Annotated in this window: 9 protein-coding genes; 2 read left to right on the forward strand and 7 right to left on the reverse strand. The window is 68.1% G+C overall.

All coding sequences use genetic code 11. The features are described from left to right. Positions 1–335: 335 nt before the first annotated feature. The 7 genes from ACZ3HL_RS40355 to ACZ3HL_RS40385 form a co-directional block, all read right to left on the reverse strand. Complete coding sequence (locus ACZ3HL_RS40355) at positions 336–1,346, reverse strand: TauD/TfdA family dioxygenase (protein WP_465536980.1); 1,011 nt, start codon at positions 1,344–1,346, stop codon at positions 336–338. Then, positions 1,343–2,731, reverse strand: a complete 1,389-nt coding sequence (locus ACZ3HL_RS40360) for a cation:proton antiporter domain-containing protein (protein ID WP_465536982.1) — start codon at positions 2,729–2,731, stop codon at positions 1,343–1,345. Before ACZ3HL_RS40360 ends, ACZ3HL_RS40355 begins: the two co-directional genes overlap by 4 nt. Positions 2,732–2,740: 9 nt before the next feature. Beyond that, entirely contained in the window at positions 2,741–3,553 is an 813-nt protein-coding gene (gene ddaH / locus ACZ3HL_RS40365) for a dimethylargininase (protein ID WP_465536983.1), read from the reverse strand. Positions 3,554–3,571: 18 nt separating this feature from the next. Then, a complete protein-coding gene (locus ACZ3HL_RS40370) occupies positions 3,572–4,831 on the reverse strand; it encodes an ATP-grasp domain-containing protein (RefSeq protein WP_465536984.1) in 1,260 nt (419 codons plus the stop codon). After that, positions 4,828–5,985: an NAD(P)/FAD-dependent oxidoreductase gene (locus tag ACZ3HL_RS40375; protein WP_465536985.1), complete on the reverse strand. Its 1,158-nt coding sequence runs from the start codon at positions 5,983–5,985 to the stop codon at positions 4,828–4,830. The genes ACZ3HL_RS40370 and ACZ3HL_RS40375 overlap by 4 nt, the downstream gene beginning before the upstream one ends. Positions 5,986–6,086: 101 nt before the next feature. Continuing rightward, positions 6,087–7,655: a carbamoyltransferase C-terminal domain-containing protein gene (locus ACZ3HL_RS40380; RefSeq protein WP_465536986.1), complete on the reverse strand. Its 1,569-nt coding sequence runs from the start codon at positions 7,653–7,655 to the stop codon at positions 6,087–6,089. Between the two features lie 87 nt (positions 7,656–7,742). Continuing rightward, a complete protein-coding gene (locus tag ACZ3HL_RS40385) occupies positions 7,743–9,194 on the reverse strand; it encodes an NB-ARC domain-containing protein (RefSeq protein ID WP_465536989.1) in 1,452 nt (483 codons plus the stop codon). A 188-nt stretch (positions 9,195–9,382) separates the two neighbouring features. Here ACZ3HL_RS40385 and ACZ3HL_RS40390 point away from each other — a divergent pair, with 188 nt between their 5' ends. Together ACZ3HL_RS40390 and ACZ3HL_RS40395 are read left to right on the forward strand one after the other, a co-directional pair. Then, positions 9,383–10,075, forward strand: coding sequence for a hypothetical protein (locus tag ACZ3HL_RS40390; protein WP_465536991.1), 693 nt, complete (start codon positions 9,383–9,385; stop codon positions 10,073–10,075). Continuing rightward, positions 10,059–10,409 (forward strand): MmcQ/YjbR family DNA-binding protein, encoded by a 351-nt coding sequence (locus ACZ3HL_RS40395; protein WP_465417907.1) that lies wholly within the window; start codon positions 10,059–10,061, stop codon positions 10,407–10,409. Before ACZ3HL_RS40390 ends, ACZ3HL_RS40395 begins: the two co-directional genes overlap by 17 nt. The last annotated feature ends 191 nt before the right edge of the window (positions 10,410–10,600 follow it).

The following is a 10,600-nucleotide window of genomic DNA, read 5'->3' on the forward strand; positions in this document are numbered from 1 at the left end:
ACCCACGGTGCCTAACCCCATTTCCCAATGTTTCTGGGTGCCTAATGGGCTTTCCCCAACCCCCGCGCCAGGTGCGGCTTCACGTGACTGGATGGACGACTCTCGTGATTGGACGGCCACCCTCGCGTGACTGGATGGACGACTCTCGTGATTGGACGGACGACACGCGTGTCCAGACGGACGACACACGTCGGACCCGGGCCGCACGTGAGTCGTCCGTCCAATCACGCGTGTCGTCCGCCGGATCACGCGTGTCGTCCATCCAGTCACGCGTGTCGTCCATCCAGTCACGTGTGTCGTCCATCCAGGCACGGCGCGACAGCGGGCGGGAGGCCTCAGTGCACCCGCCGGTCCTCCGCCGTCCCCCGGTACCGGATCGTCCACAGGCTGCGCCGGATGTACGTGCGCTGCAACCACCGGTCCCGCCCGTTGTGCCGCGCGAAGAACTGCGACCGCGCGTGCAGGCCCTTCCGGTTGTTGATCAGCAACGCCGTCCCCGGCTCCAGTTTGACCTGGTGCGCGACCTCGCGGCAGACCCGCTGCAACTCCTCCAGCGCCTGTTCCGCCTCGACGGTCTCCCCCACCACGCCGTTGGCCGAGATCGCCACCTCCGGAGAGTCCGCCGGCCCCGAGATGACCGCCACGAGGTCGGAAAGCACGTCGGCCCCCTTGGCCACGTCACGCACGTAACTGCCGGGCGCGTTGAGCCGGAACAGCGGGCGGCGCAGGACGTCGAGCACCTCCGGCGCCAACGCGGCCGAGATGTCCCTGCCGTCGGCGTAGTAGGTGACGGCTTCCTTGTTCCCGTCCTGGCGGACGCAGTTCAGCACCAGGAAGTCCGGATTGGACACGTCGTACCGGCCCACCTCGTCGTGCACGATGTCGTTGTGGAAGTTCAGGAACACGTGCGAGCTCTGGTTGGTCTGGCTCCGCGCCCCCGCCGACACCGGGACGACGTCGTGCACGAGCCGCCCGCTCTTCTCGGTGGTGAACCCGACGGGCTCGCCGAGCAGCTGGCTCAGTCCCAAAAGGACGGTCTCGGCGACGAACGTCTTCTTGTCCTTGCTGGGCTCGCCGTCGATCGGCGTCTCCGGCAGCTCCGGGTCCACCGGCAGGTTGCGCACGAGCGCGACACCGGGGGTGTCGACATGCCTGCCGAAGTCCAGGATCGTCTGCAGCTGGTCGATCGGCAGCTTCGAGAACGCGACGCGGAGCATCGCCAGCGAACGGTCGATGTCGTCGACGGGGTTCGGGAAGGACCGCAGGTCGCTCCCGATGATGTCCCGGACTTCGTCGTCGAGGACGACCTCGACGAAGGTGCTGACTAGGGTTTCTTTGCTGGTCATGGCGTCCTATCCACTTTCCGCCGCCGCTGGACCGGCGGTCTCGTCTTGAACCTGGCGATGAGACTGAGCGCGGGGGCGGTCGCGATCGTCGACACGAGCGTCATGATCACGAGCATCGCGAACACCGCCGGGCTGATCACCTTCAGCTGGAGGCCGACGTTGAGCACCACCAGTTCCGTCAGCCCCCGGCAGTTCATGAGCGCCCCGAGCGACAGCGATTCGCGCCAGCCGACCCCGGTCAGCCGGGCCGCCGTAGTGCTGCCCACCCATTTCCCGAACACCGCCACCGCCGTGATCACCACGGTCCACAGCCACAGCGAGCCGGAGCCGAGCAGGCTGAACTCGGTGTGCAGCCCGGTGTAGGCGAAGAACAGCGGCAGCAGCAACGTCAGGGTCACGCTGCCGAGCTTCCCGGCCGCGCGGGTGACGACCGGATCGTTCCTCGGCGCGATCACCCCGAAGAGGAAGGCGCCGAAGATCGCGTGGATGCCGATCTCGTTGGTGGCCAGCGCCGACAGCATGATCCCGCCGAGCAGGATCGCCAGCACCGCCGACTCCGGCACGCGGGCGAGCGCCTTCGCCAGCAGCGGCCGGACGACGTAGAGCATGACCACGACGAACACCAGCGTCAGCCCGGAGGTCAGGAGGACCTCCGACGGTGTCCCGCCCTGGCTGACGGCGACCACGACGGCCAGCAGGCACCACGCGGCGACGTCGTCGACGGCGGCGCAGGTGAGCGCCAGCGCCCCCAGCGGCGTCTTCGACAGGCCGCGGTCGGTCAGGATCCGCGCCAGCACCGGGAACGCCGTCACGCTCATGGAGACCGCGATGAACAGCCCGAAGGCGAGGAAGCCGACGTCACCGCCGAAGGCCGGGTACATGCCGAGCGCGAGCACGATGCCGCAGACCATCGGCAGCGCGATGCTGACCTGGCTGACCGTCACCGCGGTGAACCCGCGCCTCCGCACCGCGCCGAGATCGATCTCCGAACCGACCAGGTACATGAAGAAGATCAGGCCCAGCTGCGAAAGGATGTTGATCGCCGAGACCACCCCGCTGGGGAACAGCCAGCCGAACGCGGCGGGCCAGAGCAGCCCGAACAGTGACGGCCCCAGCAGGATGCCGGCGACGATCTCGCCGATCACCGCGGGCTGGCCGAGCCGCCGGGCCAGGACGCCCGCCAGGTGACACGCGCCCAGGATCACCGGAAGGGCGACCAGGAGACGTGCGTAGGTGTCGGGCCCGCCGCCGGCGGCCTTGGCGCCCGTGCTCGCGACAGGCGCGTAGGCCGACCCCAGGCCGAGCACCGCGACGACGACCACCGCCGGAACCGCGATCAACGCCGTCCCAACGACGACCCGGCGCAGCGTGACAGCCGAATCCATCGATTCTCCCTAACCGGCACGCAGTTCCAGCGTGCAGCACTTGACGCTGCCGCCCGCCTTGAGCAATTCGGACAGGTCGGCCCCGATCGGTTCGAAGCCGTGCTCCCGCAGCTGAGCGGTCAGCTCGGTGGCCGCCTGCGGGAGCACGACGTGCTTGCCGTCGGAGACGGCGTTGAGCCCGAAGACCGCGGCGTCGCTCTCGGAGGCCAGGATCGCGTCGGGATACAGCTCCTTCAGCAGCAGAAGGCTTTCCTCGGAGAACGCGCCCGGGTAGTACATGACCGTGTCCTCGTCGAGGACGGCGAGCGCCGTGTCGAGGTGGTAGTACCGCGGGTCGATCAGCGTCAGCCGGGTCACCGGACGGCCGAAGAACTCACGCGATTCGTTGTGCGCCTCCGGGTTGGTGCGGAACCCGGTCCCGGCGAGGATCGTCTTCCCGGCGACGAGGTAGTCGCCCTCCCCCTCGTTGACCCACTGCGCCTGCCGCACGTAGCGGTATCCGTTGTCCCGGAACCATTTCAGGTACGCGGCGGACTCGCCGGCGCGTTGCACGTGGTGGAAGCGCGCGACGAGCGCCTGCCCGTCGACCACGGTGGCGCCGTTGGCCGCGAACACCATGTCGGGCAGACCGGGCAGCGGCTCGAGCAGCTCGACACGATGGCCCAGGTCGGCGTACAGGTCGTGCAGCCATTCCCACTGCGCGATGGCAAGCTCGGTGTCCGTCGGTTTCTTCGGATCCATCCAGGGATTGATCGAGTACTCGACGTCGAAGTACGTCGGTCTGACCATCAGGTAGTGCCGTTGGGTGACAGTCCGTGACACGCTTCCTCCACGCGGAATTCAGTGCTGTTTCTGGGTTTCGGAGAGTTTGACCTCGATCTTCCCGGCCAGGTCGTTCGCGTTGCGCATGGCTTCGTCGAAGGACGCGCCGAGCGCGCCGATGCCGCCGAAGATGTTGTTGCCGAGCGGCGGGCGTTTGATCAGGTCACCCGGTTTGGCGAAGATCTTGAGGTAGTACAGGGAGTCCGATTCGTTCACCGCGGGCGGGACGTCGATCGAGGCGATCACGCCGCCGGGACAGATCAGGCACATCGCGGCGGTGTGCAGCCCGGTCGGGCTGAAGTGCCGGACGTCCGGCCGCACGCCGCGGGAGACGTCCATGAGTCCCCTGATCGGGTCGTACCCGGCCGAAAGCCGCGCCATGTGGTCGAGTCCCCCGCCGCCGGGGCGGACGGCGATCTCCAGCAGGAACGGTTTGCCCTGGTGGAACCGGACCTCGGCGTGCAAGGCGCCACGGGTGAGCCCTTGTGCCCGCACGCCGGCGGCCACCACCGCGTGCACTTCGGCCACCTGCTCCGTGGTGAGCGACGTGGGCGCGTGGTGCACGTCGTCGTCGAAGGTCTCGCCCTCCGACGTCACCCTGTCCACAATGGACCCGAGGTACACCTCGCCGTCCCAGGCCACCGCTTCGATGAGATGCTCGTGACCGTCCAGAAAGGACTCGACGAGCAGGCCGTGCGGACCGAGATCCAGCCCTTCGGCCTCCATGTTGTACCAGGACATCCCGTCGATGCCCGCACGCGCCTGCGCGTACCGCTCCCGCATCTTCTCTTCGTCGTCGACCCGGAAGACGAAGTTGCTGGCCGCGCCGAGAGTCGGTTTGAGGATCACCGGATAGCCGAAGTCCTCGGCGGCTTGCAGGGCCGAATCGAGGTCTTCGACGAACCGGAAGTCCGGATGAGCGGCGCCGCCCTTCTCGTGCGCCTGCCGCATGATCAGCTTGTTCCGGCTGGTCCGCGCCGCGTCGACGCCGATACCGGGCAGGCCGAGCGCTTCCGCGACCGCGGCGACCAGGACCACGCCGGACTCGGAGAAGGTGAGCACACCGTCGAACGACTCTTCGGCGTGCCAGGCCTTCGCGTGCCGGATCAGGTCGTCGATGTGGTCGCTGCCGGCGATCCGGTAGCGCTCGGACGGCCAGAGATCCTCGGTCCCGATCCCGTTGAGCACGTACAGCACCCCGCCGAAGTCCTCGATCTGCTGATACCGGGGCAGGTAGTAGTAGGAGTTCTGGCTGGCTTCCAGCGCGAGCAGTTTCACGACACACCTCGCAGGGCAGGACGGATCGGGTGGACACCGCCCGCTCGCACGAGCGGCCGGTCGAGCGGTTCGAGTCCGGTCGGGACCGGACCGGCGCCGGTCAGGCGCGCCGCGAGGGACCGGGCGATCACCGGGGCGAACTTGAACGACGAGCCGCCGCACGCCGCGTAGGTCAGCACCCGGTCACCGAGCACGGCGAGCATCGGGCCGAGGGTGGAGCGCCGGGCCAGGTAGTGGCAGTCCCGGGTGTCGACCAGCCAGTCCCGGCGAAACCCCGGGATCAGCGTGGCGAACGTGTCGATCAGGTGCTCACGCCACCACGAGGGCACCGAGGCGCCGCCGATCTCGTCGACGACGCGGCACGCGCTCGCGGCGCTGAGCTTCAACGGCGTCCCGGCGACGGGCGGCACCAGCCACGCGCCCCCTCCCGCGCCGAGCGACGTGATCGCCGGGGTCGCGGCCCACGCGGCGGCGTCGGCGGGCGGGACGTCGCAGTAGAGCATCGTCTGCCGGTGCAGCACGAGTTCCCTGGCCAGCGCGGGGGCCAGCAGATCCCGCGACCACGGGCCCGCCGCCACCAGGACGGCGTCACCGCGGAGGGTGTCCCCGTCGGCCAGCCGGACCTCGGCCCGGTCGGCGTCGATGCCGGCGACCTTGCGGTGCGGATGGAGTTCCGCGTTCGCGTGCCATCGCAACCGGGTGGCACACGCGGTCAGTACGCGATCGGCGAGCAGGACACCGGCGTGCGACTCGAAGACCGCGCCCGTCGCGGGCACGAACCCGGCGTGCGGGAATTCCGCCGCGAGTGCGTCCGCGCCGAGCACTTCAGCCTTCGATCCGGCCGCGGAAAGCAACTCCCGCGCCGCCGCCGCCTCGGACGCCGGAAGCGCGGTCAGCGCGCCGACCTGTTCGTAGAACGACGTGGACAGCTGGTGTTCGAGCTCGATCCACGCGTGATGCGCGCCGACGGCGGCCACCGTGGTGGCCGCGTCGCCGGCGTGCAACGCGCGCAGCACGCGGTGCCGGTCGAACGAGGTAGCGCCGGAGAACGGGATGTCCGCCTGGTCGGCGACTACCACTTCGTGCCCGGCCGACACACACTCCAGCGCGGTCAGCAGCGCGATGACACCACCGCCCGCGAACACGACTCGCATGGTCTTCCCCCTCCGGGCGAGACTTCGTTCGGGCACCACGAGGTACCCGGATGCCACTGCTGGGTGGTGGCATCCGGGCCTTACCCCCGTCGGGCAAGGATTCAGGCGGTACGCGGGGTCACGAACGTGTCGTTGATGACGTAGCCGTCGAGGCCGTACGTCTCCCCGTACTCGATGAGATCGCTGGTGCGGTTGAGGAAACCACGGCCGTTGTTGTTCAGCGAGGTGTTGCACAGCACGCTGAACCCGGTCTGCTCGCGGAACGCCTCGAGCAGGTCGGTGATGCCGGCGTTGCGCTCCCGCGTCACCGTCTGGGTGCGCGCGGTGCCGTCGACATGCGTGATGGCCTTCAACTCGTCGGACGTGACGTGGTTGAAGTACAGCATGTACGGGTCTTCCACTGAACCGACGAACCACTGGGGGGCATCGGATTCCAGCGCGATCGGGGCGATCGGGCGATAGTCCTCGCGGCGCTTGATCTTGTTGAGCCGCACGGTGGTGTCCACGGTGAACGGCGCGGCCAGGATCGACCGGTTGCCCAGCGCCCGCGGGCCCATCTCGTACCGGCCGCGCGCCCAGCCGATGATGTTGCCGTCCTTGATGTACTTCGCGACTTCGCTCGCGACGAGCGGCCGTGTCTCGTACTTGGCGGGATCCGGGACGACGTCCTCCACGAAGTTCTCCCCCGCGTAGACGTCCCATTCGATGGTCGCCTGCCCGGTGTAGAACCATTGCGCGTCGATCGCGGTGCCCAGTGCGGAGCCACTGTCGTTGGGGCACGGCGGCACGAACACCGAGGAGAACAGGCCGCTCTCCCGCCACAGACGGTTCCAGTCGCAATTCAGGCCGCAGCCGCCGGAGATCAGCAGCGGCAGGCCTTCGGTCAGGTTCTTCTCGGCGTAGTCGTGGAACCGGTTGAAGATCGCCTGAGAGTGCTTCGCCGCCGCGTTGCGGTATTCCTGTGACCAGACACCGGCGTTGTACAGATGGGACCAGGACATCTCCTCTTTGGACAGACCGAGGATGATGCCGTCGCGGTCGAGGATGAAGTCGATCGTCTTCTGCTCGTCCGGCGTGAGCGGGCCCGGCTCGGCGAACCCGGTCAGCGCCATCTGCTTGCCGGCGTCGTTGAACCGGAATTTCCCCTTGCCCAGCGGGAAGCCCGGGTCGGCCAGCGCGAAGAGATACGCGTACTTCGCGCCCGGGTCGGTCAGGACGTGCTGAAGATGGGTGGCCTCGCCGCGCTCGTCGATCCGGTAGAAGTCACCGATGTTCCCTTCCCACACCAGGGAGTAGTACGCCTGGCCGGGTGCCGCGGGGGCCATCCCGAGGGAAGTGTAGATATGCGAGCGCTCGTGGGTCGAGGAGAAGTACCGCACGTCCTTGCCGAAGAACTTGCCAGCCTCGTCGGAGATCGCGCCTTCGCCGACACCGAAGTATCCGGTGCGGGACGGCGGTTCCACCGAGAACTCCCCCTTGACCCAGCCACCGAGCGCGACCACGTCGGGACGGGAGTCCAGCATGCCCGCAGCGCGCGCCATCAGCTCGCCGGTGATCCGGTCGTAGCGCGGGTAGTTGTCCTTTTCCGACTCCAGCGCGAACAGCAGCTTGCCGTCCTCGATCGCCACGATCCCGCCATCGTGACCCTCTTTCATCGACAGAATCAGCATTGTGTCACCGAATTTCGCTCGCCTTCATTCGTCGACTCATTCAAGCCGCGCGGTCCGTTGACCGGAAGCGCCGCGCGGGGAGAACAATCAACCTTCGGACGAGCCGCCCGGCAGAGTGCGCACCGCCTCGTGCCGCAGCGATTCGAACGCGTTCTTCCGCGTCCTGCGGCCCGCCATCGGGACGGCGGCGGCCAGCGGGCCCGGCTCCCGTTGCCGTTCGGCGGCGAAGGCGCTGACCAACCGGGAGACCGCGTAGCGCCCGGCGACGTTGGCACGCTGGAGAAGTCCGGCGTCCACCACGGATTCGAGGAGTTCGTCGGCGGTCTCGATCATGATGCCCATCGCGGCGGCGACGCCGATCGACGTCGTCCAGCCCGCGCCGCTCTGCCCGAAGTGCTGGACGGCTTCCCGTTCGGCGGGCGACAGCTGCTCGTACGCCGCGGAGAACCGGTCCCGCACGTTGACGTCGCCGACGCAGAGACTGTCCATGAGCCGTTCGCGATCGGCGAGCTGGCCCGCGGTGTACGCGATCGCCCATTCCGGGCGCGCGGCGATCTTGCGGCCGACGATGTTGACCGCCAGCGGAAGATCCCCGCACAGTTCGGCGATCGTGTCGGTGGCGTCGTGCTCGGCCCGCACCCGGCCCGGTCCGGCGATCCGGCCGATCAAGGCCAGCGATTCCTTGCGGGAGAACGTGTCGAGGTCGATGCGGTTCGTGTCCTCCAAACCGAGCAGCCGGGCGCGGCTGGTGACCACGACCTGGCTGTGCGGGGCCTGGCCGAGCAGCGGCCGCACCTGACCCTCGTCCCGGACGCCGGTCAGGAGCACGAACAACCTGCGTTCCGCCAGCAGGGATCGGTAAAGCCCGATCCGCTGCATCGGATCGTCCGGCACGAGATGCGCCGGCACGCCGAGCGCGCGCAGGAATCCGCGCACGATCCCGTTGGCCGACCGGCCGCCGGAGCCGCTGTCGCCCAGTTCGGCGTAGAGCTGCCCGTCCGGGAAGTCCGCCGCCACCTCTTCCGCCAGCCGCAAGGCGAAAGCCGTCTTCCCCACCCCGATCGGGCCGCTGACGAGCAATGGCACCTTGACCGGCCCGCTCGCGCCGATCATCTCGGCGGCGTCGGCCAGATCCCTTTCCCTGCCGACGAAAGTCCGCGATCCCATCGGCAGCTGGGCCGGACGGGCGAGGCGGATGACGCCGGACGCCGTCGCGTGCGTGCCGTCCGGCGGAGTGTCGGCCGCACGATCTTCCCGTGTCTCGGCGCCGGTCCCCGGTTGTCCGGCGACACTGCGCCAACGCCGTTCCCACACCGCACGGTCCCCACCGCACGCGGAGACGAACGCCAACGTCACGGCGAGCGTCGGCAAGCGGTGGCCGCTCGCCGCGCTGGACAGCACGGAAGGTGCGAACAGTGCGGTCCTGGCGAGTTCCCGGTAACTCGGGTTTCCCGCCCGGTTCCTCAAAACGCGCAGATCGTGAGCGAATGCGGCGATCGGACCAGTGGAGCCGTCCAACGGTCGCTCGGGTCTGCCCATGCCCTCTCCCTCCCCTGGATGGGGTAACGCAATCGCGCTGCGTGACCGCCATCCTTGTGACCTTCCTGGCCACAACCCTAAAGGACCAATGAAGGATGCAGCAGATACAAATAGGTGACTCAATGTACAAAGTCCAATAGTTGGACGTGGAAATTCACCCCCTTGGTGGCACCGGATAGGGTTCGCTCATGTCTGACCCCCTGCCCCCGCTCGCCGAACTACGGCGAGCCGCCGAAGTGTTCAACGGCTTCGCGAATGTGGACGCCTCTTGGTTCCGGCTGCGCCAGGAAACGCAGTCCGCGATCGACCTGTCACAGCCCGCACATCGCACAATTCTTCTTCGCTGGCTGAACTCGTGGGGATGCCGTATCCGGTACCCGCGGGACGGCGAGCCGGCGCCTTTCGACGACGGCGTCCGGTCCTGGTGGGAGACCTGGGGGACCACGCTCCCGTCGGCCGACCTGGCCGGCTTGACCGACGCGGAGATCGACACCGCCGCGAAGTCCTACGCGGACCTCTCGGGTGTCGTCGTCTCGGCGGGACGGACCAGGCGTACGCTGGGCCCGACCGCCGCGGCCAAGGCGCTGTATGCGTTGCGGCCCAACACGATCATGCCGTGGGACGCCGCCATCGCGGCCGCGCTCCACGGCGCCCGTGACGGCGCCGCGTTCGGTGCGCACCTGCGACTCGGCCGCGCGTGGGCCGCCGCGGTGATCGCCGAGGCGGGGGACGGCGGGGCGGGAATCCCCGCACTGGTGGGCAGGCCTGTGTCACTGGCGAAGATCCTCGACGAATACCTCTACGTCGCCTTCACCATGGGCGCCACGGGTGACTGGGGAACAAACAGCGGAGAATGGTGGAAAGATGGTAACCGGGGATGACGTCAGACGGATCGTTTCGGACCTGCCTCGTGCCTATGAGGCACTGGTCCGTGACCGGGCGAAGTTCCGCGTGGGGCGAATCGTCTTTCTTTCGCTCTCACCGGACGAAACCGTGATGGGATTCGGCTATCCCAAAGAGGAGCGGGAAGCGCTCGTGGCCGGCGAGCCGGAGAAGTTCATGATGCCGATTCCGTCCGATATGCGCTATCAGTGGGTCCGCGTCCGGCTGTCCGCGATCGATTACGAAGAGTTACGAGAGTTGATCGTCGACTCGTGGCGAATGTGCGTGCCGAAGAAGATCTGGACGGAATACCTCGAAAAGAACCCGAGCTGAACTACTCCTTTCGGCGTGCGCCGTTCAGCCCCCTCGCTTGCCCTTTTCGGTCGCGTGAATTCGCTTGTCGGGCGGCGAACGCCGGTAGAAATCCGGTGCCGCCCCGGCCCGATCCGTGAAGGCCTCCTTCCCTACCCTGAGGGTAGGCAAGGAGGCCTTCACGGACCCGCACCCCGGAAGTACATGAAGGC

The organism is Amycolatopsis sp. NPDC000009, from assembly GCF_055563465.1.

Bases quoted from the DNA above. Each gene is read 5' to 3' on its own strand.
- ACZ3HL_RS40385 (WP_465536989.1), bottom strand. From the start codon at position 9,194: ATGGGCAGACCCGAGCGACCGTTGGACGGCTCCACTGGTCCGATCGCC.
- ACZ3HL_RS40395 (WP_465417907.1), top strand. From the start codon at position 10,059: ATGGTAACCGGGGATGACGTCAGACGGATCGTTTCGGACCTGCCTCGT.
- ACZ3HL_RS40390 (WP_465536991.1), top strand. From the start codon at position 9,383: ATGTCTGACCCCCTGCCCCCGCTCGCCGAACTACGGCGAGCCGCCGAA.
- ACZ3HL_RS40355 (WP_465536980.1), bottom strand. From the start codon at position 1,346: ATGACCAGCAAAGAAACCCTAGTCAGCACCTTCGTCGAGGTCGTCCTC.
- ACZ3HL_RS40375 (WP_465536985.1), bottom strand. From the start codon at position 5,985: ATGCGAGTCGTGTTCGCGGGCGGTGGTGTCATCGCGCTGCTGACCGCG.
- ACZ3HL_RS40380 (WP_465536986.1), bottom strand. From the start codon at position 7,655: ATGCTGATTCTGTCGATGAAAGAGGGTCACGATGGCGGGATCGTGGCG.
- ACZ3HL_RS40360 (WP_465536982.1), bottom strand. From the start codon at position 2,731: ATGGATTCGGCTGTCACGCTGCGCCGGGTCGTCGTTGGGACGGCGTTG.